Genomic DNA, 23,295 nt, shown 5'->3' with positions numbered 1-23,295 from the left:
CTAGCGCCAAGTGACCACCTGGTCCGGGAGTTTGACTGATCAACAGGCGTGCCCCTTCCCCCGGAACGTCCGCCGGTACTCCCGCGGCGGCACGCCCAGCCGGGCCGTGAACGGCGGGCGCAGGGAGACGGCCGACGCGAAGCCGCAGCGGGTGGCGACCTCGTCCACCGGGAGGTCGGTGTCCTCCAGGAGGCGTTGGGCGGTGAGGATGCGCTGGTCGAGGAGCCAGCGCAGCGGGGTGGTGCCGGTGGTGGCGGCGAAGTGGCGGGCGAAGGTGCGTTCGGACATCACGGCCAGCGCGGCCATCCGGCGCACCGTCCAGGGGGTGTCGAGGGCGGCCAGGACCTCGGTGCGGACGCGCGCCAGGGGGTCGTCGGACTCCGCCGGCTGCGGCACCGGGGAGGGGATGAACTGGGCCTGGCCGCCCGACCGGAACGGAGCCGTGACCATGGCGCGGGCGATCGCCGCGGCCGCCCGTTCGCCGTGGGCGGCGCGGACCAGGTGCAGGCAGAGGTCGATGCCGGCCGCCACCCCGGCCGAGGTCCACAGGCCGCCCTCGCCGGTGAACAGCACCTCGGGGCGGACGTCCACCGCCGGGAAGCAGCGGGCGAGTTCGTCGGCGAAGGCCCAGTGGGTGGTGGCGGGGCGGCCGTCGAGCAGGCCGGCCTCGGCGAGCAGGAAGGCGCCCGCGCAGAGCGAGGCGAGGGTGACGCCGTGCTCGTGGGCGGCCCGCAGGGCGGCGACCACGGCGGGGTCGACGGGGTCGTCGGTCCGCTGCATGCCGGGCACGACGACCAGGTCGCACCCGGCGAGCGCGTCCAGCCCGAAGTCCGGGACGCGCTCCAGCCCGCCGTCGAACCGGACCCGGGCGCCCTCCGGCCCGCAGATCCGCAGGTCGAACGCGGGCACGCCGGGCCGGCTGCCCCGATTGGCCCAGACCTCGCCGATCACCGCGTAGTCGAACGGCCGGACACCGTCGAAGATCACACACCCCACCACCCGCATGGGCAGGATCGTAGTGGCAGGATCGTATCGATAGGTGGCTCCACTGCCGCTCACGGCGCCGTCCTGGCCCGCCGCAGGATGGACGCATGACGAACACCAGCGCCCTCGACGCCCCGCTCACCATCGACTCCGACGCCGTCCTGGTCGTCATCGACGTCCAGAAGGGCTTCGAGGACCACACCTTCTGGGGCGAGCGCGACAACCCCGGGGCCGAGCAGCGGATCGGCGAACTGATCGACGTGTGGCAGGCCACCGGACGGCCGGTGGTGACCGTCCAGCACGAGTCCGCGGCCGGCCCGCTCGCGAAGGGCACGCCCGGCTACGAGCTGAAGGACTTCGTGGCGGCGGTCACGCCCGACCTGCACATCACCAAGACGGTGAACAGCGCCTTCTACGGCACCCCGGACCTGCACGCCTGGCTCCAGGAGCGGGGCGCCCGGCAGGTGGTGATCACCGGGATCATCACCAACGTGTGCAACGAGACCACCGCCCGGATGGCGGGCAACCTCGGCTACGACGCGGTCTTCCCGGTCGACGCCATGCACGCCTTCGACCAGACCGGCCCGGACGGCGTGACCGTCCCCGCCGCCGAACTCGCCCGCGCCACCCGGACGGTGCTGCACGCGATGCGATTCGCCAAGGTGGTGACCACCGAGGCCGTGGTGAGCGCGGCCAAGACCGGCGAGCCGGCCACCGTCAGCTGGTCCTGACCCGGCCGGTGGCGGCCGCGGCCGTGCCCGCCGGGAAGGTCTCGGCGAGGAACGCCTCCCAGGTGCGGGCGCCCCGGTCGGCCCCGGGCGCGGCCAGGTTGACGCCCTCCCGGTAGCAGCGGCCGACCTTGCCGGGGGCGCGCAGCGGCAGCATCGGACGGCGCTTGCCGGCGGCCGCCAGGTAGTCGCGGGTCAGGTCGCCGAGCGTGCGCACGGTGGGGCCGGCGAGGTCGGTGACGAGCCCGGCGGGCGCGGCCAGGGCCAGCTCGACCAGGCGCTCGGCGACGTCCCGGGCGTCCACCGGCTCCCAGCGGATGCCGTTGACCGCCGGGACGACGGGCAGCTTGGCCATCGCGGCCGCGGTCTTGAGCGTCAGGTCGTGGAACTGGGCGGCGCGCAGCGTGGTGTGGGGGACGCCCGACTCGGCGACGATCCGCTCGGCGGCGTGCTTGGCCCGGAAGTAGCCGAGCGGCACCCGGTCGGCGGCGATCACCGAGATGTAGACGAGGTGCCGCACCCCGGCCCGGCGGGCGGCGTCGACCAGGGTGCGGGTGGTGGCCTCGTCGTGCTTGGCGTCGCCGGCCAGGTGCAGCACCACCTCGGCGCCGGCCACCGCCGCGTCCACACCGTCCCCCGTCCGCAGGTCCCCGGCCAGGTAGGTCACGCCGTCGGCGGCCGGGCGGGGGTTGCGGGTGAGCACCCGGACCTCCTGGCCCACCGCGCGCCGCAGCAGCGGCACGACGTGCCGGCCGAGGGTGCCGGTGCCGCCGGTCACCAGGACGGGGCCGCCGATCGGGCCGGTCGGGTTCGTCTGGCTGGTCGGGTTCGTCATGGTCGTCTCTCCTTCGCCGGCCGGAAGCCGGGCCTCCGGTGGAGCCGTTAGGTTCGTGGTTCCGGAGCTTTGACTGACGGCGACGAAGGAATGTGACACGGGTGGACGAAAAGATTCTGGCCGCCGGATCCGCCGGGCCCTCCCCGGCCGCGGAGCTGTTCGAGGCGCACCGGCCGCACCTGCGGGCGGTCGCCTACCGGATGCTCGGCTCGCTCGCCGAGGCGGAGGACGCCGTCCAGGACACCTGGCTGCGCTACGACCGCACCGACACCTCGGAGGTGGAGAACCTCGGCGGCTGGCTGACCACGGTGATCGGGCGGCTCTGCCTCACCCAGCTGCGCGCGCGGGCGCAGCGCCGCGAGGAGTCCTTCGAGTCGCGCGCCGAAGGGTCCGGGGCCGACGTGCCGCCGCGGATACCGGACCCGCTGATCGGGCGGGCGGACGCGCCGGACCCGGAGCAGGAGGTGCTGCTCGCCGACTCGGTCGGGCTGGCGCTGATGGTGGTCCTGGAGTCGCTCTCCCCCGCCGAGCGGGTCTCCTTCGTGCTGCACGACATGTTCGCCGTGCCGTTCGAGGAGATCGCCCCGCTGATCGAGAAGACGGCGGCCGCGACCCGCCAGCTGGCCAGCCGGGCCCGCCGCAAGGTGCAGGGCCGGGCGCCGGCGCCGGACCGGGACCTCGCCCGGCAGCGGGTGGCCGTCGACGCGTTCTTCGCCGCCACCCACACCGGGGACCTCGACGCGCTGCTCGCCGTCCTGGACCCGGAGGTGGTGCTGCGGGCGGACGGCAACGTCGGCCGGGACCGGCGTCCGGTGGTGCTCCAGGGCGCCCGGACGGTCGCGGGGCAGGCGGTCATGTTCCACAGCCTGTCGCCGTACGCGCGCCCGGCGCTGATCAACGGCGCGGCGGGCGTGGTGGTGATCGGCGCCAACGGCCGGGCGGTGTCGGTCATGGCGTTCACCGTGGTGGACGGCGCGATCGTGGCGATCGACGTGCTCAGCGACCCGGAGCGGCTGGCCGCGCTGGACCTGGCGGCGTTCGCGGACTGAGCCACCGGGAAACGGCCGCCCCCGCGCACCGGAGGGGTGCGCGGGGGCGGCCGTCCAACGGGGTGCCGGGAGGCGTCAGCCCTTCTTGGAGATGAAGTCGTACGCGCCGGCCGCGACGTCGTCCAGGTACGGGCCGGCCTGGAACTTCGGGTCACCGGTGTGCTTGCCGACCGAGACGTTGCTGACCAGCGCCGGCTTGCCGTCCTTCACCGCCAGCCAGCCGCCGCCGCTGGAACCGCCGGTCATGGTGCAGCCGAGGGCGAGCATCGGCGGGCGGGTCGGGTCGTACGACAGCCGGCTCGGCTTGCCGCTCTCGCAGCGGTTGAGCTCCATGCCGTCGAACGGCGGGGCCGCCGGGTAGCCGTACTCGGTGATGCTCAGCTGGTCGCGCGGGGCGTTGAACCAGACCGGCACCGCGCCGCCGACCGTCTCCTCCAGCGACTTGGCGCCGTCGGCGGGCTGCACCCGGATGATCGCGAAGTCGTAGTGGGTGGCCGGGGAGCCGCCTTCGCCGCCCTCGGCCTTCCACTGCGGGGAGGTCACCGCCTGGGTGGCGTTCCAGATGCCGAACGGCGCGTACTGGGACTCTTCGGCCTGCTTGCCGCCGCTGAGCGCTCCGGCGCTGTTGAACGCCGGGATGAAGGAGATGTTGCTGTAGTACTTACCGGCCTTGCCCTGGTGGACGCAGTGGCCGGCGGTCCACACCAGGTTGCTCTTGCCGGGGTGGGCCGGGTCGGCGACCACGGTGGCGGAGCACTGGTAGTGGCCCAGGCCGGCGGCGGCGTCGGCACCGCTGCCGGGCTCGTCGGCGAACAGCTTCCCGTGCACGCCGGGCTTGGCGTACGGGTGCGGGAGGGGCTGGGCATTGACGGTCCTGGGCAGCGGGTCGTTGCCGTTGTCCGCGGGCTGGGCCGGCTGAGCGGGCGGCGCGGACGGCGCACCGGGCTGGGCCGGAGCCTGCGACGGCTGGGCGGGCGGCTGGGCCGGAGCCTGGCTCGGCTGCGCCGGCGGGGCCGGGGCCTGCGAGGCCGGCTGCTGGGTGTTGGACGGCTTCGGCGCGGCCGGTGTCGTCGGCGCGGCGGGCGGCGGCGTCGGGTGCCCCGGCTGGGTGGGCTGCCCCGCCGGCGGCTTGCTCGCCGGGGCGGACGACGGCGCGCCGGGCTGGGTGGCCGGCGCACCCGGCCGGCTGGGCTGCGCCGGCGGCTGGGCGGGTGCGGCCGTGGGCGGCGCCGGCGGCGCGATCGGCTCCTTGGGCTTGGCCTTGAGCAGCTTGTCCAGCGTCCAGAACCCCTTGGCGGCCGCCGGGAGGGCGTAGTCCTTCGCCCACTTCTCCCAGTCCTCGAACTTCCACTTCTTCAGATCGTCGAGGTTGGCGGGCAGTCCCAGGTTCGGCCCCCCGGCCGGACCCGCCGCCGCGGTCACGGCCGAGTCGGCCGAGCTGTTGTCCGGCCCGCAGGCCGCGGTGGTGAGCATCGTCAGCGCGAGCGCCGAGGCCCCGAGGGCCGTCCGGGCGGTGCGCACGGTACGACGACGGCCAACATTTCTGTCAGTCGATGACATGAACTTCTGTTCCCCCTGTATGAAAACACCCGGCGCCGCCGGAGCGGCGCCGGGTACTGCGCGGGGGAGTATTCCACTGTCCGTCAGCAGGTGCCCACCCGCCCCCGTCAGCGGCCGACCGAGCCGTCCAGCCGCTCGCGGATGATGTCGGCGTGCCCGGCGTGCCGGCCGGTCTCCTCGATCATGTGCACCAGCAGCCAACGCATCGACGGCGCTTCGGCGTCGGGGCGCAGCGAGCGCACGCCGGGACGGTCGGTCGCGCCCGCCGCCCCGGCGATCACCTCGTTGGCGCGGGCGATCGCAGCCCGGTACGCGGCGACCGATTCCGCCACCGTCTCGTCCCCCGGCGACGGCGCGTCGTCGTCCCACGGCTCGACGTCGTCGCCCCGGTAGGCCCAGAGGAACCAGTTGAGTTCGACGGCGGTGAGGTGGCGCACCAGCCACAGCAGACTGGTCCCGGACGGGACGCCGGGACGCCGGGCGTCCTCGTCGGAGAGCCCCTCGGTCTTGGCGATCACGCAGTCGCGCAGGTAGTCGAGGAAGGCGAGCAACGTGCTGTGCTCATCGGCGTTGATCCCCGGCGGTCGCAGGTCGGCCCGCCCGCTCACGGTGATGGCGTCATCGGTCATGCCGCCACCCTAACCACGGCGCCGCTCCCGACTGATCGTCACCAGCCCTGGGTGTGGAGCCAGTCGGCGAGGTGGCGGGCGCAGTCGTCGACGGTCTCGCGCCAGGTGTGGGCGGCGCCGTCGCCCGCCTCGTCGCTGACGTGCTTGACCAGGCGGACCGGCAGGCCGGCCCGGTGGGCGACGGTGGCGAGGGCGTAGCCCTCCATGTCGACCAGGTCGGCGTGCTCGGCCAGCCGGTCGCGGGCGTCCGGGTCGGAGACGAAGAGGTCGCCGGTGGCCAGCACCGGGCCCTCGCCCTTGCCGACCACCAGCGGGGCGCCGTAGGTGCGGCCGGTCAGGGCGTAGAGGGTCGGGGTGTCGAGGTCGTGCTGAATCACCTGGGTGACGGTGTGGGTGCCCTCCCAGCCGGGGCGCAGGGCGCCGGCGGTCCCGAGGTTGACCACCTCGGAGGGGTGCGGGCCCTCGGCGAGGACGGTGGCCAGCGCGGCGGCGGCGTTGACCTTGCCGATGCCGGTGAGCAGCACCGGCAGGTGGTCGCCGAGGTGGGCGGCCTCCTCCCGGACGGCGACGACGAGCAGCGGTCGGTCGGCGGAGATCGTTCCCAGAAGACGCATGCCGCCATCGTACGGAGGGCCCGGCCGCCGCACCGGCACACGAACCGCCCGCGCCGGTGAGTGCACACCCGCACAAACGGACCCCGAGCCTCCGAATCGTCCGGGAACCGCGTAGGGTGCGTGCCGCGTCGACCCGTTCGCCGCCCGCCCCGCGCCTCGGGGCGGCCCGGGCCGGGGAGGGCCGGGCAGCGGAGCACCGCAGGGGACGCACAGCTCAAGATCCGCGCAACTCGGGTGTGGCCGCCGGGAGTGACGGCCATACTGCTGGCAACGGCCGGGCCCCGGAGACGGAGGGCGGGCCACTGGGGAGGGGGTGGCTGGTGGCGACACCGGTGCGCATCGAGAAGCCGGGACCGCCCGCGCCGCGGTCCGGCGGCACGGCGGAGGCGGTCCCGCGGCGCGGGCCGCTCGCCCGGCTGGGGCGGGCCACCCGGACCGCGCCGGGGCGGCTGCGGCTGGCCGGGGCGCTGCTCGCGGTGCTGGCCCTGGCGTTCGGCGCGCTGACCGCCGTCCAGCTGAACTCCCGCGCCGGGGCGGCCGAGCGGGTGGTCGACTCCAGCCAGCCGCTCAGCCAGGCCGCCGCCGAGATCAACCGCTCGCTGGCCGACGCGGACGCCACCGCGGCGAGCGGCTTCCTGCTCGCGGGCGCCGAGCCGCGGGCGGTCCGGGAGCGCTACGAGCAGGACCTCAGGACGGCCTCCCAGCTGATCGCCGAGGCGGCCGCCCGCACCACCGCCTCCTCGGACCTCCAGGAACTGCTCTCCTCCCTGAACCAGAAGGTGCCGGAGTACGCGGGGCTGGTGGAGAGCGCCCGGGCCAACAACCGGCAGGGCTTCCCGCTCGGCGGCGCCTACCAGCGGTACGCCTCCGAGCGGATGCGCACCGAGCTGCTGCCGGCCGCCGCCCGGCTGTCGGCCGCCCAGAACGAGGTGCTGGCCGACGACCTGGCCGAGGCCCGGGCCACCCCGTGGGCCGGGTACGCGCTGGGGCTGGTGGCGCTGCTGGCGCTGGCCTGGGTGCAGCTGACGCTCTTCCGGCGGACCAACCGGGTCTTCAACATCGGACTGCTGGCCGCCACCGCGTCCGTCCTGGCGGCGGTGCTCTGGCTGGCGGTGAGCGCGACCGGCGCCGGCTCGGCGCTCGGGCGCGGCGAGCGCGAGGGGGGCGCGCCGCTGCGGGCGCTCAACGCGGCCCGGGTGGACGTGCTGACCGCCCGGCTGGCGGAGAACCTGCACTACGTGTCGCGCGGCTCCAGCACCACCTACGCGAAGCTCTGGTCGGACACCACCGGCCACCTCTACGCCCGGCCCGAGGGCGGCGAGCCGTCCGGCACCCTGGCCCAGGCCCAGGCCCTGGCGCCGGCGGACGCCCGGGCCACCGTCGACCAGGCGCTGCGCGACTACGGGCAGTGGAACGAACGGCACACCGCGGCCACCGCGCTGGAGAACCAGGGCGACTACCAGGCCGCGCTGGACGCCACCGTGACGGCCGGTGAGGCCGACGCGCCGAAGACGGCCGACGCCGCGTTCGCCGCCGCCGACCGGCAGCTGGCGCACGCCGCCGTGCTGGAGGAGGGCCGGTTCCGGGACGAGGCGCTGGGCGTCGACGAGGACCTGCGCACCGCCGCCGCGGCGGTCGCGGCACTGGGCCTGCTGGCCGCCGTCGCGGCACTGGGCGGCCTCGGCCGCCGACTGGCCGAGTACCGGTAGAGGGGGACGGACGAGATGGGCACGATCACGGACCGGGGACGGGGCCGCGCCGCGGCGCTGCGGGCGGCCCGGACGGCGGCGGCGCTGGCGCTGCTGGCCTCCGGCGCGCTGGTGCTCGGCGCGGGCGGGCCGCCCGGCGGCCACGGGGCCGGCGCACCGGCTCAGGTGCCGCTGGCCGCCGAGCAGGACCAGGCGGAGCAGAGCGGTCAGGCGGAGCCCTGCGACCTCTACAAGAGCGTCCCGCCGAGCACCGTGGACGGCGCGGCGGTGCAGGCCATCAAGGCCCGCCGCAGCCTGGTCGTCGGCATCGACCTGAACAGCTACCGGTGGGGCTCGCGCAACCCCAACACCGGCCGGCTGGAGGGCTTCGACATCGACCTCGCGCGGGCGATCGGCACCGCGATCATGGGCGACCCGGAGAAGGTGGTGTTCAAGGCGGTGCCGACCGCCGACCGGATCAAGTACATCAAGGAGGGCCGGGTCGACATCATCGTCCGCACCATGTCGATCACCTGCGAACGGCTGCAGGAGATCGCCTTCTCCCGGCCGTACTTCACCACCAGCCAGCGCGTCCTGGTGCCCAGGACCTCGCCGGCGAAGACCCTCGACGAGGCGCTGAACGGCACCACCGCGTGCGCGGCGACCGGCTCCACCGCCCTGGTGGAGCTGAAGACCCGTCCGCTCAAGCAGGTCGTCCCCGTGGAGAACAACCTGGACTGCCTGGTGCTGATGCAGCTGGGCAAGGTCGACGCGACGATGACCGACGACGGCCTGGCGGCCGGGCAGGCGGCGCAGGACCAGACCGTCAAGGTGCTGGACGGCGAGGTGCGGCCGGGCGTGATGGGCGTCGCGATGCTCAAGGACAGCACCGATCTGACGGCCCGGGTCAACCAGGTGCTCGACGACTACTACAACGGCGGCGCCTGGCGCCGCGCGTACGACACCTGGCTCAAGCCGTACCTGCGGGACGACGCCGACCGGCACTGGCCGGCACAGCGGTGACGGCCGCACGGGCGGGGGCACGCGTTAGGGTCTGTCCGGCGGCCCGCGGGGCCGGCGGCGGTCCCCGGGGACGCGCGACGGAGCAGGTGGCACAGGCGGAACGGACGGCGGAGGGGAGAGAGCGATGGCGGCTTCGGCCGGCCCGGTCCTGAGCCGGGAGGAGGTGGACCGCGCGCTGGCGCGCCTCGGCGCGGAACGCGACGCGGTCGAGTCGGCGCTGCTCTCCCTCCAGGACCACGCGGGCCTGCGCCTGCTCGACGGCGCCGAACTGACCGGGCGGACCCAGGAGCGCTGGGCCGTCGTCGGCCAGGGCCTGCCGCTGCTCTGGGCGCTGTTCGACCGCTACTCCGAGGCGCTCGCCTCGGCCCGCGCGGTACGGGCCCGCAAGGCCCGGCCGGGCGGGCCCGAACTCACCGAGCTGAGCGAGCTGCTGACCGGCGACGCGGTCACCGTGCCCGGCGGTGCGCCGGACGGCCCGCGGCTGCTCGGCGCCCCCGCCCGGCTGGTCGAGCGGGTCAGCCTGGACGGGCTGATGGACCGGATGAACGCCTGGTACGCCACCGTCCTGGAGGTGGTCGCGGCGGCCGACGCGGTCTGGACGGCGCTGCCCGCCCGGATCGACCTGCTGATCGCCGAACTGCGCCGGGTGCAGACCCTGGCCGCCTCGCTCGGTGTGCGTGCCGGCACCCATCCGCTCGGCGACGACCTGGACGCGCTGGACGCCGACCTGGGCGGGCTGCGGGCCGAGGTGCGCAGCGACCCGCTGGCGCTCTGGCGGCCCGCGCGCGTCCCCGCCCAGCGCGGCACGGTGCCGGACGGCGGCGCGCTCGCCACGCCGTCCGGGGTGGTGGACACCGAGCGCTTCGACCTGGCCGGGCGGTCGCTGGACGGCGTCCGGCTGGAGCTGGAGAACCTGCTGCGGCTGCGCGACGACGCCGAGGAGCGCCTGCAGGGCGTCGGGGACCTGCTGCAGCGGGCCGACGCCACGCTCGCCGAGGCCCGCCGGGCGCGCGGCGAGGTGCTGGCGAAGATCGCCGCCACCGAGGTGCCGGCCGTCCCCGGCCCGGCCTCGGCGCTGCGCGAACGGATCGTGGTGGCCCTGGAGTTGCGGCAGAGCGGGCAGTGGTACCGGCTGGCGCCGCTGCTGGACGCGCTGGAGGACGCGGCCGCCAAGGAGCTGGCCCGGGCCCGGCAGTCGCTGACCGAGGTGACCCAGCCGCTGGCCGTCCGGGCCGAGCTGCGCGGACGCCTGGACGCGTACAAGGCGATGGCGGCCCGGCTGCGGCTGGCCGAGGACCCGGAGGTGGTGGAGCGGTACGAGAAGGCGCGCTGGCTGCTGTGGAGCGCGCCGTGCGACCTGCGGGCGGCGGCCGCCGCGGTGGCCCGGTTCCAGCAGGCGCTGCGCCCGGAAGCGGACGGGCCGGAGGCGAACGGAGCCGGAACCGGGACCGGGGCCGGGACGGAGCAGGGCGGGGCGTGGACCGGCGGGGAGCCGGTCGACGGGCAGGCTGTCGACGGACGGGTACAGGGGGGCCGAGGGTGATGGGCGAGACATGCGCGCGGCCGGAGTGCGGCGGCGCCGGGACGATCGACGCGGACGGCTACTGCGACGAGTGCGGGCTGGCCCCGGAGGGCAAGGGCACCTCCTCGGTGAAGACCGCCACCGGACCGTCGGCGCCCGCCCCGGCCGCGGCGGGCGACCCCTGCCCGCGCGACTGCGCCGGGACGATCGACGCCGACGGCTACTGCGACGAGTGCGGCCTCACCCCGCCCGGGGTCCCGGCCCCGCGCCCCGGGACGTCCGGCTCCCCGGCGCACACCTCCACGGTGGAGATCGCCTTCGACCCGGACACCGGCTCGGCCCGCACCTCGGTGCACAGCGCCTCGGCCCGCAGCGCGTCGTCCCGCGCGCTGTCCGGCCGCTCCCGCTCGCACCGTTCGAGCCGTACCGGCAGCGGCCGCTCGGTCTCGGTGCGCAGCAGCCGCGGCAGCACCACCGCCAACCGGCACCGCCTGGGCGCCGGCCTGGTGACGGTGCCGACCGTCCCGGCCGCCGACCCGGCGCAGGCGGTGCTGGAGAACCCGGAGGTGCCGGAACGCAAGCGGTACTGCTCCAAGTGCGACGCCCCGGTGGGCCGGGAGCGGAACGGCACGCCGGGCCGCCCGGAGGGCTTCTGCACCAAGTGCGGCACCCCGTACTCGTTCACCCCCAAGCTGCGCCGGGGCGACCTGGTCGGCGGGCAGTACGAGGTGGTGGGCTGCCTGGCGCACGGCGGGCTCGGCTGGATCTACCTGGCGGTGGACCGGCGGGTCAACGACAAGTGGGTGGTGCTCAAGGGCCTGCTGGACACCGGGGACGAGGACGCGCTGGCGGTGGCCGTCGCCGAGCGCCGGTTCCTGGCCGAGGTGGACCACCCGAGCATCGTGCGCATCATCAACTTCGCCGAGCACCCCGATCTGCGGACCGGCGCCACCGACGGCTACATCGTGATGGAGTACGTCGGCGGCAAGTCGCTCAAGGACATCGCCAACGGGCGCCGCACCCCGGACGGCCGGCGCGACCCGCTGCCGGTCGAGCAGGCGATCGCCTACGCGCTGGAGGCGCTGCCCGCGCTGGGCTACCTGCACCAGCGCGGCCTGGTCTACTGCGACTTCAAGATCGACAACGTGATCCAGAGCGGCGACACGCTCAAGATCATCGACATGGGCGCCGTCCGCCGCTTCGACGACGACGGCCCGATCTACGGCACCATCGGCTACCAGGCGCCGGAGATCGCCGCCGACGGCCCCTCCCCCGCCTCCGACCTCTACACGGTGGCCCGCACCCTCGCCGTCCTCAGCTTCGACTTCCAGGGCTACTCCACCACCTACCGGGACACCCTGCCCGGCCCGGAGACCGTCCCGGCGTTCGCCGCCTACGAGTCCTACTACCGGCTGCTGGTGCGCGCCACCGACCCCGACCCGGCCCGCCGGTTCGCCTCCGCCGAGGAGATGGCCGACCAGCTCACCGGTGTGCTGCGCGAGGTGCTGGCGCTCCAGGACGGCCGCGCCCGGCCCGCGCCTTCCACCCTGTTCGGGCCCGAACTGCGCGTCGTCGACACCGAGTTGGTGGCGCCCACGACGCGGCCGGGGGAACTGCGGCTGACCGCCGTCGACCCCGGCGCCGCCGCGCTCGCGCTGCCCGTCCCCCGGGTCGACCCGGCCGACCCGAACGCCGGCTTCCTCGCCACCCTGCTGGCCACCGACCCGCGGGAGGCGCTGGCCGCGCTGGACGGCGCCCCCACCGACTCGGTCGAGCGCCGGCTGCGGGCACTGCGCGCGCTGCTCGAACTCGGCCGCGGACGGCAGGCCGCCGAGGCGCTGACCGCGCTGGAGCAGGACCACCCGGACGACTGGCGGGTGGTCTGGTACCGGGGCCTGGCCTCGCTGGTCGCCGCCGGTGACCCGGACACCGCGCCGGACACCGCCCCGGACGCGCCGGACGCCTCCGAGGGTTCGCCCGGCGGGCCGGCGGACCCGCGCGAGCGCGCGCTGCGCGCCGCCGCCGAGGCCTTCGACGCCGTCTACGACGCCTTCCCCGGCGAGGCCGCCCCCAAGCTGGCGCTCGCCGTCTGCGCCGAACTCCTCGGCGACGGCGGCGACGCGGCCGAGTTCTACCGCCTGGTCTGGAGCACCGACCAGAGCTACCTGAGCGCCGCCTTCGGGCTGGCCCGGGTCCGGCTCGCCGGAGACGACCGGGCCGGCGCCGTCGCCGTCCTGGAGTCCGTCCCGGCCACCTCCAGCCAGTACACCGCCGCCCGGATCGCCGCCGTCCGGGCCAGGCTGCGCGAGCGGCCCGCCACCGACCCGCTCGGCGCCGACCTCGGCGCGAGCTCCGAGCAGCTGACCGCGCTGCGCCTGGACGACCGCCGCCGCGAGGAACTCGCCGTCGAGGTGCTCGGCGCGGCGCTCGACTGGGTGAGCGCCGGCTCCCCCGGCGGCACCGGCCCCGGCCGGACCGGCGGCGAGGTCAGCGTGCTGGGACGGCCCGCGGTGGAACGGGAACTGCGGTTCGCCCTGGAGCAGTCCTACCGGGTACTCGCCCGGTTGGCCGACCGGGCCGAAACAAGGATCGAGATGGTGGAACGGGCCAATCGGGCCCGTCCCAGGACGTGGGTGTAACAGATGCCGCAGCAGACCGTGTGCCAGAGCTGTGCCGAGCCGATGGACCCGGAGGACGTCTTCTGCGGCTCCTGCGGGGCGAGCCGGGACGGCCGGCCCGCCCCCGGCGCGATGCCGGCCGGCTGGTCCGCCGCCCGGGCGGCCGCCGATGACGACCACCCGCCGACCCTGCCCAACACGCCCGCCGTGCCCGCCCAGGGCGGCCCGGGCGGCCAGGGCACGCCGAGCGCGGCCGGGTGCGTGCACTGCGGGCTCCACCAGGTGACCACCGACGGCTACTGCGAGGCCTGCGGCGGCGCCCAGCCGCGCCCGCGCGACCACATGGAGAAGGCGCTGGCCGGCGTCGCCGGGGTCAGTGACCGCGGGTTGCGCCACCACCGCAACGAGGACTCCTTCACCGTCGCCGCCTCCTCGCTGCCCGGCGGCGAACCGGTGGTGGTGGCCGTGGTCTGCGACGGCGTCTCCTCCTCCGACCGGCCCGACGAGGCCTCCGAGACCGCGGTCGACGCCGCCTCCGAGTCGCTGCTCAGCTCGCTGGAGGCGGGCACCGACCCGGCCGCCGCGATGCGCCGGGCGGTCGCCGACGCGGCCGACGCGGTGGCCGCGCTCGCCACCGACGGCACCCGGCCGAGCCGGCCCGACGTCAACGCGCCCGCCTGCACCTACGTCAGCGCCATCGCGGCCGGCGGCCGGATCACCATCGGCTGGGTCGGCGACACCCGGGCCTACTGGATCCCCGACGACCGGGCCGCCGCCGTGCCGTTCCGGCTCACCCAGGACGACTCCTGGGCCGCCCGGATGGTCGAGGCCGGGCTGATGAGCGAGGCCGAGGCGTACGCGGACCCGCGCGCCCACGCCATCACCGGCTGGCTCGGCGCGGACGCCGAGGAGGTCGTGCCGCACGTCGTCGACTTCACCCCGCACTACCCCGGGGTGCTGCTGGTCTGCAGCGACGGGCTGTGGAACTACGCCGAGGCCGCCACCGACCTGGCGCTCCGGGTCCGGCCGGACGCCCGCACCGAACCGCTGGCCGCCGCGCAGGCCCTGGTGAAGTTCGCCGTCGCGGCCGGCGGCCACGACAACATCACCGTCGCCGTGCTGCCGATCGACCCGCCGGCGGCGGCGGACGGCCAGGAGGACGCCCGCACGGCCACCGCGCTCGACCTGCCGCTGGTCACCGCCGGCGGCCCGGCCGCGACCGGCGCGGCGGACGACGACGAGGAGGAGTACGAGCCGACCCTGCCGGACATCCCGGTGATCGGCTCGCCCTCCGCCCCGCTGCCGCCGCTGCCCGCGGTCCCGCCGCCGCCCGCCGTCCCGCCCCGCCCGACCGTGCCCCCGGCCCGCTGACCCGACCGCCCCGCCGAGGGCCCGCGCCCCGCCCGGGCGCGGGCCCCACCACGGTCCGCCCCGCGCCGCCCACCCGGGGCGGCCGCCCGACCTCCGAGCACAGCAGCCCCCGCACCAACCGACCACCCGACGGGAGCCACCGGCCCATGGCAACACTGGCGAAGCCGAACCTGCCCAGGTTCGACGTGGAGATCTTCCAGAACGAGTACCTCGCGGACGGCGCCCGCGAGGTGAACGCCATCGTCACCGTGACCGCGACCGGCGGCGGCACCTCCGGCGGGCGGCCGCTCGGCGTCGCCGACGCGACCCCGGGCGGCAACGGCCAATCCGCCGCCGTGGTCATCCTGGTGGACTGCTCCGGCTCGATGGACTACCCGTCCAGCAAGATGCGCGGCGCCCGCGAGGCCACCGCCGCCGCCGTCGACACCATCCGCGACGGCGTCGCCTTCGCCGTGGTCGCCGGCACCCACGAGGCCCGCGAGGTCTTCCCCGGCGACGGCACCCTCGCGGTCGCCTCGGCGGACACCCGCGCCCGGGCCAAGGAGTCGCTGCGCCGGCTCACCGCGGCCGGCGGCACCGCCATGGGCACCTGGCTGACCAAGGCCGACCAGCTCTTCCTCACCCGCCGCGACATCCCAATCCGGCACACCATCCTGCTGACCGACGGCCACAACGAGCACGAGAGCGCCGCCGACCTGGAACGCGCGATCGCCTCGGTCAGCGGCCGCTTCACCGCCGACTGCCGGGGCGTGGGCACCGACTGGAAGGTGGAGGAGCTGCGCCGGATCTCCTCCGCGCTGCTCGGCACCGTCGACATCGTCCCCGAGCCGTCCGGCCTGGCCGAGGACTTCCGCTCGATGATGGCCGGCGCGATGGGCAAGCAGGTCGCCGACGTCGCGCTGCGGATCTGGACGCCCGCCAACGCGGTGGTCAGGTTCGTCAAGCAGGTCGCCCCCGCGCTGGAGGACCTCACCGGCCGCCGCTCCGAGGCCGGGCCGCGGGCCGGCGACTACCCGACCGGCTCGTGGGGGGACGAGAGCCGCGACTACCACGTCTGCGTGGAGGTGCCGTCCGCGGCGGTCGGCAACGAGATGCTGGCCGCCCGGGTGAGCCTGGTCCTGCCGCCGTCGGTCGCCGGGGGGACGCCCGAGGTGCTGTCGCAGGGCCTGGTCAAGGCGGTCTGGACGGACGACCTCGCCTCCTCCACCCGGATCAGCCCGCAGGTCGCCCACTACACCGGCCAGGCGGAACTCGCCGCGGCCGTCCGGGAGGGCATGGAGGCGCACCGCGCGGGGGATGTCCACCGGGCCACCGCCAGGCTCGGCGTCGCCGTGCGGATCGCGCACGCGACCGGGAACGAGGGCACCTACCGGCTGCTGCAGAAGGTGGTGGACGTGGTGGACCCGAAGGAGGGTACCGTTCGGTTCCGTAAGAACGTGAGCGAGGCCGACTCGATGATCGTCGAGACCCGGTCGACCAAGACCGTCCGTGTGAAGAAGTGACCGCCGAAGCGCCGACCGGGCCGCGAACCGGCCGGGATCAGCCCCGGCCGGGCTGGAATTGAGGGGGGACCTGATGCCGATCTGCCCGAGGGGCCATGAGTCGCAGGCCGAGGACTGGTGCGACTTCTGCGGTTTTCCGATGACACCACCGCAGCCGCTGCCGCCACCGCCCGGCGCGCACCCCGGCGTTCCCGGGAACCCGGGGGCGCACGGCATGCCCGGAACCCCCGGCGCGCCGTACGGCGCCACGCTCCCCCCGGGCGCGATGCCGCCGCCCCCGGGGACCGTTCCCCCGCCCCCGCCGTCGGCCCCGCAGGGCTTCCCCGACCTCACCGAGGGCCTGGCGGTCTGCCCGATCTGCCGCAGCCCGCAGACCGGGCGGTTCTGCGAGGAGTGCGGCTACGACTACGACCTCTCCGCGCCGCAGCGCGCCCCGCAGCCGTTCCCGGCCGCGCCCGCCCCACCGCCCGCGCCCGCCCCGCTGAACATCCCGGCGGCGTACGGCGGCGTCCCGGAGGCCCCGCCGGCCCGGCATCCGGGCCCGTACCCGGGCGAGGCCGCCCCGCTGCCGCCGCAGCCCACCGCGCCCTCCAACTACGGCTACCCGCAGCAGGCCCACCCGCAGTCGGCCCACCAGCAGATCCACCCGCAGCAGGTCCACCCCCAGCAGGCCGCAGCGCCGGCCCCGGTCGAGCAGCCGGCCCCCGGTCCGTTCGGCGCCCCGCCGCCGCGCGAGGACTCCGGCCCGGTCTACGCCCAGCCCGGCCCGGCCCGGCGCGGCGACGAGTTCGGCACCTCGTTCCACCTGGCCCCGCCGGCGCCGCCGCAGGGCGCGCCCGCCGAGCCGGCCCGGACCACCTGGTTCGCGGTGATCGCGGCCGACCGCGAGTACTTCACCGCGATGATGGCCCGCAGCGGGCCGGAGGCGGCCGGCCTGTTCTTCCCGCCGTACTGCCCCGAGCGGCGGATCCCGCTGACCGGGCGCGGCCAACTGCGGATCGGCCGGCGCAGCCAGCACCGCGGCACGGTGCCGGAGATCGACCTCTCGGTCGCCCCGGAGGACCCGGGCGCCTCGCACCAGCACGCCCTGCTGGCGGAGCAGCCGGACGGCGGCTGGGTGCTGGTCGACCAGGACTCCACCAACGGCACCACGGTGAACGGGGGCGCGGAGCCGATCGCCGCGCACACCGCGATCCCGCTGAACGACGGCGACCGGATCCACATCGGCGCCTGGACCACGATCACCGTGCACCGCGCCTGACCCTCCGGCCCCGCCGGGCCGCCCGCCGTTCGACACCGTTGTAAAAATGATCATCAAATGATGCTCTGACAACTCCCCGAGACGGCCTGCCACCCCTAACCTCAGTCCTTATGACTGCTGCAATATCCGCCGACGGAATCCGTCAGCGGTACGGGGACGTGCAGGCCGTCGACGGGGTGTCACTCACCGTCGAGACCGGCGAATTCTATGGAATCCTCGGGCCGAACGGTGCCGGGAAGACGACCACACTGGAGATCCTGGAGGGGATCCGCAAGCCCGACGAGGGCCGGATCGAGCTGCTGGGCCTGGCGCCCTGGCCGCGCAATCCCGAGCTGCTGCCGCGCATCGGCGTGCAGTTCCAGGCCTCCGCCTTCTTCAACAAGCTCACCGCGCGGGAGACCATCCGCACCTTCGGCTCCTTCTACGGCGTCGGCCCCAGGCGCGCCGACGCGATGCTGGAGCGGGTCGGCCTGACCGAGTCGGCCGGGGTGATGACCGACAAGATGTCCGGCGGCCAGGCCCAGCGCCTCTCCATCGCCTGCGCCCTGGTGCACGGCCCGGAGCTGGTCTTCCTGGACGAGCCGACCACCGGCCTCGACCCGCAGGCCCGCCGCAACCTCTGGGACCTGCTGCGCGACATCAACGCCGAGGGCCGCACCGTCGTGCTGACCACCCACTACCTGGACGAGGCCGAGGTGCTCTGCGACCGCGTCTCGGTGATGGACCGCGGCCGGATCCTGCGGACCGGGGCACCCGCCGCGCTGGTCCGCGAGATCGACGACACCGTCCGGATCAGCGTGGAGTCCGGCCTGCTGGCCCTGGACACCGCGCGCGAGCTGTTCACCGCCGCCGGGGCGGAGATCGCCTCGCTGGAGGACGACGGCGTCTCGCTGTCGCTGTCCACCCGCCTGCCGGCGCCGGTGCTCTCCGTGCTCGCCGAGCAGGGCGCGCTGCGCGGCCTGGAGGTCCGCGGCGCCACCCTGGAGGACGTCTTCCTCCAGCTCACCGGACGGGAGTACCGCGCATGAGCGCCGAGCCCAGCACGGCCGCCCCCGCGGCCGCCCCCGCGCCGGGCGGCACGCCCCCGGCGCCCGTCGAGCGCGAGCGGGTCTCCGCCTTCGCCAGCCTCTCCCGGGTGATGCTGGTCGCCTTCGTCCGCGACCGCACCGCGCTGTTCTTCGTCCTGCTCTTCCCCCTGATGTTCCTGCTGCTCTTCGGCACCCTGCTCAAGGGCGCCTCCAGCCCGCACGCCAAGGTGGAGCAGGTCGGCGCCGTACGGGTGCTGGACTCGGTCCAGGGCGAGGCCCGGGCCGGCCTGGAGCAGGTGCTGACCATCACCAGGAGCGACGACGAGGCCGCCGCGCTGGAGAAGGTCCGCAAGGGCGACCTGGACGCGATGATCAAGGAGGGCCCGGACGGGAAGATCGTGGTGCGCTACAGCGCCGCCGACCAGGTCCGCGCCGGCTCCGTCCAGGGCATCGTCAACTCCGTGGTCCAGCAGGCCAACCAGGCCGCCACCGGCAAGCCGCCGGCCTTCGTGCTGGAGAGCAGCCAGGTCGAGGACGAGGCGCTCAAGCCGATCCAGTTCCTCACCCCCGGCCTGCTGGGCTGGGCGGTGGCCACCGGCGCGGTGTTCAGCGCCTCGCTGACCCTGGTCGGCTGGCGGCAGAAGAAGGTGCTGCGGCGGCTGCGGCTCGCCCCGGTGAGCGCCGGGTCGATCATCTCCTCCCGGGTCGCCGTCTCGGTGCTGACCGCGCTCGCCCAGACCGCGATCTTCCTGGTCGTGGCCACCACGCCGTTCTTCGGGCTGAAGCTCACCGGCAACTGGTGGCTGGTGATCCCGCTGGTGGTCTGCGCCACCATCGCCTTCATGTCGATCGGCCTGCTGGCCGGCTCGATCGCCAAGACCGAGGAGGCGGCCAACGGCCTCTCGCAGATCATCGTGCTGCCGATGTCGTTCCTGTCCGGGTCGTTCTTCCCGACCGACGACATGCCGGGCTGGCTCACGGCGATCTCCGAGGCCCTGCCGCTGAAGCACCTGGTCACCTCGGCGCAGTCGGTGCTCTCCCGGGACGGCGGCGTGATGGACGCGCTGCCGACCATGGGCGGTCTGCTGCTCTTCGCCGCCGTGCTGACCGGCGTCTCCTGGAAGCTGTTCCGCTGGGAGGACTGAGCACGCGCCGCGGCTGAGCACGCGCGGTGACCGAGCACATTCAGCGACCGAGCGCGGGGTCGTACGCCCGAGGACCTGGTTCCCAGGTCCCGGTGTACGGCCCCGCCGCCGTCTGCGACCATGGTCGGGTGAACGAGATCCGGCGTGGCACGCTCAGCGAGGAGACCTTCTTCGAGCAGGTCGGCGGCGAACCGACCTTCCGGCGGCTGGTCCACCGGTTCTACCAGGGCGTCGCCGAGGACGAGTTGCTCCGGCCGATGTACCCGGAGGAGGACCTCGGGCCGGCCGAGGAGCGGTTCGCGCTCTTCCTGATGCAGTACTGGGGCGGCCCGCGCACCTACAGCGAGCAGCGCGGCCACCCGCGGCTGCGGATGCGGCACGTGCCGTTCAAGGTGGACCGGGCCGCGCACGACGCCTGGCTGAAGCACATGCGGGTGGCGCTGGACGAGCTGGGCCTGCCGGCGGACGCCGAGCGGCAGCTCTGGGACTACCTCACCTACGCCGCCGCCTCGATGATCAACACCGAGGGCTGACCGGGGCGTTGCGGCCCGGCCCCACCACCCGGCCGAACCGGGCTACCCGACCGGGCTGAGCCCGAGCCCGGCACCGGGCGCGGCCGCCGTCCGGACCGCCACCGAGCCCGCCGGGGCGGACAGCCGCAGCCAGCCGCCGGCCCGGTGCACGGTCAGCGGGCTCTGCGGGGCCAGGAAGCCGATCACCTGGGCCGCGTGGGCGGCGCGCAGCGGCAGCTCGGGCAGCACGGACACCGGGCGGGACCAGATCTCGTCGGCCAGCGCGTCGAGCACCGCGCGGGTCCGGTGGTGCGCCGGGACGGCCTCGCTGCGCTCGCGGAACTCCCGCACGGCGGCCGCCACTTCGAGGCGCACCTGGGCGGCGGGCGGGGTGCCGACCGGCTGCCAGCCGGTGCGCGGCGGCAGCAGTCCGGCCCAGGCCGGGCCGGTGACCGGGGCGGGCAGCGCGACGGCGTCCGCCGCCGGGTCCACGCCGTCCAGCAGCTGTCCGGCGGAGACGGTCAGGTCGAGCGGCCCGTCGAGGCGGGCCAGCCGCGCGGTGCGCACCGCCAGCGCGCCCGAACCGCCCAGCGGGAGCCGTCCGAAGACGGCCAGCACGCCGGCGCCGTCCGGCCGCGGCACGCCCTGCAGCCGGACCGCCGCCGCCTTGTCGAAGCGCAGCAGGCGGACCAGGAAGGCGGCCAGGTCGGCGGCCTCCCCGGTGCCGGCGAGGGCGAGGGCGGCGGTGCTGTTCAACGCTTCGACTCACATCCGGGCAGCGGGCCTAGGGGTACGTAGGGCGGGAGCGGGGCGGACGCGGTCAGACCGCGACGGCCGGCTCCTCGTCCAGGAAGCGCGACAGGAACTCCCGCTCCACCGCGCTGATCCGGCGCGGACGCCCCTCGGCGAGGTCGTAGGGCACGACCACGGTGGACGCCCGGACGTAGACCGTCTCGGTGCCGTCCGCGGCGGTGTCCTTGATCTCGTACGAGACGGTCAGCGAGGCGCCGCCGATCCTGGTCACCCAGGTCTCGATGGTGACCGGCTCGGGCCGGTGCACCAGCGGGCGCTTGTAGTCGATCTCGTGGCGGGCCACCACCGAACCGCCCGCGAACTCGCCGGCGCCGGCCTCGGCGGCCTGGGTGAACATGAAGTCGATCCGGGCCTCCTCCAGGTAGCGCAGGAAGACCACGTTGTTGACGTGCCCGAAGGCGTCCATGTCGGACCAGCGCAGCGGGCAGGCGTAGATGTGGCGTGCCACGGAATCTCCTCGACGTCAGGTGCCGGCCGGCGGTGGGTGCCGGTCGGGCCGCGGCCCGGCAGGCCGGCCCCCACGGGGCGGGCGGCCTGCCGGGCCGTCGTCACGACTGGATGTCAGCCGCGGGTGAGCTTCTTGTAGGTGGCCCGGTGCGGACGGGCCGCGTCCGCGCCCAGGCGCTCGATCTTGTTCTTCTCGTACGACTCGAAGTTGCCCTCGAACCAGAACCACTTGCTGTCGCCCTCGTAGGCGAGGATGTGGGTGGCGACCCGGTCCAGGAACCAGCGGTCGTGGGAGATGACCACGGCGCAGCCGGGGAACTCCAGCAGCGCGTTCTCCAGCGAGGAGAGGGTCTCGACGTCGAGGTCGTTGGTGGGCTCGTCGAGGAGCAGCAGGTTGCCGCCCTGCTTCAGGGTGAGGGCCAGGTTCAGGCGGTTGCGCTCACCGCCGGAGAGCACACCGGCCGGCTTCTGCTGGTCCGGGCCCTTGAAGCCGAACGCGGAGACGTAGGCGCGGGACGGCATCTCGACCTGGCCGACGTTGATCCAGTCCAGACCGTCGGAGACGACCTCCCAGAGGGTCTTCTTCGGGTCGATGTTGGAGCGGGTCTGGTCGACGTAGCTGATCTTGACGGTCTCGCCGACCTTGACCGAGCCGCTGTCCGGGGTCTCCAGGTCCTGGAGCATCTTGAACAGGGTGGTCTTGCCGGCGCCGTTCGGGCCGATGATGCCGACGATGCCGTTGCGCGGCAGGGTGAAGCTGAGGTCGTCGATCAGGATCTTCTCGCCGAAGGCCTTGTTGAGGTTCTCGACCTCGATGACGACGCTGCCCAGACGCGGGCCCGGCGGGATCTGGATCTCCTCGAAGTCCAGCTTCCGCATCTTGTCGGCCTCGGCGGCCATCTCCTCGTAGCGGGCCAGACGCGCCTTGGACTTGGCCTGGCGGCCCTTGGCGTTGGAGCGGACCCACTCCAGCTCTTCCTTGAGCCGCTTGGCGCGCTTGGCGTCCTTCTGGCCCTCGACCTTGAGACGGGACTGCTTGGTCTCCAGGTAGGTGGAGTAGTTGCCCTCGTACGGGTAGGCGCGGCCGCGGTCGAGCTCCAGGATCCACTGGGCGACGTTGTCCAGGAAGTACCGGTCGTGGGTGACCGCGACGACGGTGCCCTTGTACTTCTCCAGGTGCTGCTCCAGCCAGTTCACCGACTCGGCGTCCAGGTGGTTGGTGGGCTCGTCGAGCAGCAGCAGGTCGGGGGCCTCCAGCAGCAGCTTGCAGAGCGCGACGCGGCGCTTCTCGCCACCGGACAGCTTGGTGACCGCCCAGTCGCCGGGCGGGCAGCCCAGGGCGTCCATGGCCTGCTCCAGCTGGGCGTCCAGGTCCCAGGCCTCGGCGTGGTCCAGCTCCTCCTGGAGCTTGCCCATCTCGTCGAGCAGCGCGTCCGAGTAGTCGGTCGCCATCAGCTCGGCGATCTCGTTGAAGCGGTCGAGCTTGCCCTTGATCTCCTTGACGCCGTCCTGGACGTTCTCCAGGACCGTCTTGGACTCGTCCAGCGGCGGCTCCTGGAGGAGCATGCCGACGGTGAAGCCGGGCGAGAGGAAGGCGTCGCCGTTGGAGGGCTGCTCCAGGCCGGCCATCATCTTCAGCACGGTGGACTTACCGGCACCGTTGGGGCCCACGACGCCGATTTTCGCTCCGGGGAGGAAGCTGAGCGTCACGTCGTCAAGGATGACCTTGTCTCCGTGCGCCTTGCGCACCTTGCGCATCGTGTAGATGTATTCCGCCACGTGAGATCGCTCCGGCGTCGTCGGGAGTAATTCGGCTTGCAGCCTTCCATTGTGCCGCACCCGGCCCGGAGCCCCGAACCGCCGGGTACCCGTTCCCGGGGGCCCCGCGGGGGTGTCGCGGACGCGGCGCGGCCCGGCCCCCCGCACGCGTGGTGCGGGGGGCCGGGCCGGGTGCCCTGCGGATCAC

Annotated in this window: 20 protein-coding genes; 12 read left to right on the top strand and 8 right to left on the bottom strand. The window is 74.8% G+C overall.

Annotated features, from left to right (window positions below; genetic code table 11):
- Positions 1–39: 39 nt before the first annotated feature.
- Positions 40–1,005 (bottom strand): GlxA family transcriptional regulator, encoded by a 966-nt coding sequence (locus ABTX81_RS24750; protein ID WP_350549322.1) that lies wholly within the window; start codon positions 1,003–1,005, stop codon positions 40–42.
- An 86-nt stretch (positions 1,006–1,091) separates the two neighbouring features.
- Here ABTX81_RS24750 and ABTX81_RS24745 point away from each other — a divergent pair, with 86 nt between their 5' ends.
- Positions 1,092–1,715, top strand: coding sequence for a cysteine hydrolase family protein (locus ABTX81_RS24745; RefSeq protein WP_350549320.1), 624 nt, complete (start codon positions 1,092–1,094; stop codon positions 1,713–1,715).
- On the opposite strand, the gene ABTX81_RS24740 is transcribed toward ABTX81_RS24745, so the two are convergent.
- A complete protein-coding gene (locus ABTX81_RS24740; RefSeq protein ID WP_350549318.1) occupies positions 1,702–2,547 on the bottom strand; it encodes an SDR family oxidoreductase in 846 nt (281 codons plus the stop codon). The genes ABTX81_RS24745 and ABTX81_RS24740 overlap by 14 nt on opposite strands.
- 101 nt (positions 2,548–2,648) lie before the next feature.
- Between ABTX81_RS24740 and ABTX81_RS24735 the strand changes: the two genes are divergently transcribed.
- Positions 2,649–3,596 (top strand): sigma-70 family RNA polymerase sigma factor, encoded by a 948-nt coding sequence (locus ABTX81_RS24735; protein WP_350549316.1) that lies wholly within the window; start codon positions 2,649–2,651, stop codon positions 3,594–3,596.
- 75 nt (positions 3,597–3,671) lie between these two features.
- On the opposite strand, the gene ABTX81_RS24730 is transcribed toward ABTX81_RS24735, so the two are convergent.
- The 3 genes from ABTX81_RS24730 to ABTX81_RS24720 all read right to left on the bottom strand — a co-directional run bounded on the left by ABTX81_RS24730 (position 3,672) and on the right by ABTX81_RS24720 (position 6,399).
- The gene (locus ABTX81_RS24730) at positions 3,672–5,117 is read right to left on the bottom strand and encodes a trypsin-like serine peptidase (protein WP_350549314.1); all 1,446 of its coding nucleotides are present in this window, start codon (positions 5,115–5,117) and stop codon (positions 3,672–3,674) included.
- 146 nt (positions 5,118–5,263) lie between these two features.
- Positions 5,264–5,785, bottom strand: coding sequence for a DinB family protein (locus ABTX81_RS24725; RefSeq protein WP_350549312.1), 522 nt, complete (start codon positions 5,783–5,785; stop codon positions 5,264–5,266).
- A 38-nt stretch (positions 5,786–5,823) separates the two neighbouring features.
- A complete protein-coding gene (locus tag ABTX81_RS24720; protein ID WP_350549311.1) occupies positions 5,824–6,399 on the bottom strand; it encodes a nucleosidase in 576 nt (191 codons plus the stop codon).
- Positions 6,400–6,719: 320 nt separating this feature from the next.
- On the opposite strand from ABTX81_RS24720, the gene ABTX81_RS24715 reads away from it, so the two are divergent.
- The 10 genes from ABTX81_RS24715 (at position 6,720) to ABTX81_RS24670 (ending at position 20,090) form a co-directional block, all read left to right on the top strand.
- Entirely contained in the window at positions 6,720–8,108 is a 1,389-nt protein-coding gene (locus tag ABTX81_RS24715; RefSeq protein WP_350549309.1) for a GlnX family signal transduction membrane protein, read from the top strand.
- Positions 8,109–8,123: 15 nt separating this feature from the next.
- Positions 8,124–9,110 carry a glutamate ABC transporter substrate-binding protein gene (locus ABTX81_RS24710; protein ID WP_350549307.1) on the top strand — a complete coding sequence of 329 codons (987 nt, stop codon included), beginning with the start codon at positions 8,124–8,126 and terminating at the stop codon, positions 9,108–9,110.
- Between the two features lie 124 nt (positions 9,111–9,234).
- Positions 9,235–10,653 (top strand): hypothetical protein, encoded by a 1,419-nt coding sequence (locus ABTX81_RS24705; RefSeq protein ID WP_350549305.1) that lies wholly within the window; start codon positions 9,235–9,237, stop codon positions 10,651–10,653.
- Positions 10,653–13,271, top strand: coding sequence for a serine/threonine-protein kinase (locus ABTX81_RS24700; protein ID WP_350549303.1), 2,619 nt, complete (start codon positions 10,653–10,655; stop codon positions 13,269–13,271). The genes ABTX81_RS24705 and ABTX81_RS24700 overlap by 1 nt, the downstream gene beginning before the upstream one ends.
- A gap of 3 nt (positions 13,272–13,274) precedes the next feature.
- Entirely contained in the window at positions 13,275–14,621 is a 1,347-nt protein-coding gene (locus ABTX81_RS24695; RefSeq protein WP_350549301.1) for a PP2C family protein-serine/threonine phosphatase, read from the top strand.
- A gap of 146 nt (positions 14,622–14,767) precedes the next feature.
- Positions 14,768–16,123 carry a vWA domain-containing protein gene (locus tag ABTX81_RS24690; RefSeq protein WP_350549299.1) on the top strand — a complete coding sequence of 452 codons (1,356 nt, stop codon included), beginning with the start codon at positions 14,768–14,770 and terminating at the stop codon, positions 16,121–16,123.
- 214 nt (positions 16,124–16,337) lie between these two features.
- The gene (locus ABTX81_RS24685) at positions 16,338–17,384 is read left to right on the top strand and encodes an FHA domain-containing protein (RefSeq protein ID WP_350549297.1); all 1,047 of its coding nucleotides are present in this window, start codon (positions 16,338–16,340) and stop codon (positions 17,382–17,384) included.
- A 110-nt stretch (positions 17,385–17,494) separates the two neighbouring features.
- On the top strand, positions 17,495–18,412 hold the full coding sequence (locus ABTX81_RS24680) for an ABC transporter ATP-binding protein (RefSeq protein ID WP_350549295.1): 918 nt from the start codon (positions 17,495–17,497) through the stop codon (positions 18,410–18,412).
- A complete protein-coding gene (locus tag ABTX81_RS24675) occupies positions 18,409–19,557 on the top strand; it encodes an ABC transporter permease (RefSeq protein ID WP_350549293.1) in 1,149 nt (382 codons plus the stop codon). The genes ABTX81_RS24680 and ABTX81_RS24675 overlap by 4 nt, the downstream gene beginning before the upstream one ends.
- 128 nt (positions 19,558–19,685) lie before the next feature.
- Positions 19,686–20,090, top strand: coding sequence for a globin (locus ABTX81_RS24670; RefSeq protein ID WP_350549291.1), 405 nt, complete (start codon positions 19,686–19,688; stop codon positions 20,088–20,090).
- A 42-nt stretch (positions 20,091–20,132) separates the two neighbouring features.
- Here ABTX81_RS24670 and ABTX81_RS24665 read toward each other — a convergent pair whose 3' ends face one another.
- The 3 genes from ABTX81_RS24665 to ettA all read right to left on the bottom strand — a co-directional run bounded on the left by ABTX81_RS24665 (position 20,133) and on the right by ettA (position 23,108).
- Positions 20,133–20,825: a DUF8185 domain-containing protein gene (locus tag ABTX81_RS24665; protein WP_350549289.1), complete on the bottom strand. Its 693-nt coding sequence runs from the start codon at positions 20,823–20,825 to the stop codon at positions 20,133–20,135.
- A 64-nt stretch (positions 20,826–20,889) separates the two neighbouring features.
- Positions 20,890–21,330, bottom strand: a complete 441-nt coding sequence (locus ABTX81_RS24660; RefSeq protein ID WP_350549287.1) for an acyl-CoA thioesterase — start codon at positions 21,328–21,330, stop codon at positions 20,890–20,892.
- A gap of 113 nt (positions 21,331–21,443) precedes the next feature.
- Positions 21,444–23,108, bottom strand: coding sequence for an energy-dependent translational throttle protein EttA (gene ettA / locus ABTX81_RS24655; RefSeq protein ID WP_350549285.1), 1,665 nt, complete (start codon positions 23,106–23,108; stop codon positions 21,444–21,446).
- Positions 23,109–23,295 lie beyond the last annotated feature (187 nt).

The sequence above is a fragment of the Kitasatospora sp. NPDC097605 genome (assembly GCF_040302725.1).
GTDB lineage: Bacteria > Actinomycetota > Actinomycetes > Streptomycetales > Streptomycetaceae > Kitasatospora.
Note: the sequence above shows the minus strand (reverse complement) of the source record. Positions and strands in the feature narration are given on the sequence as shown.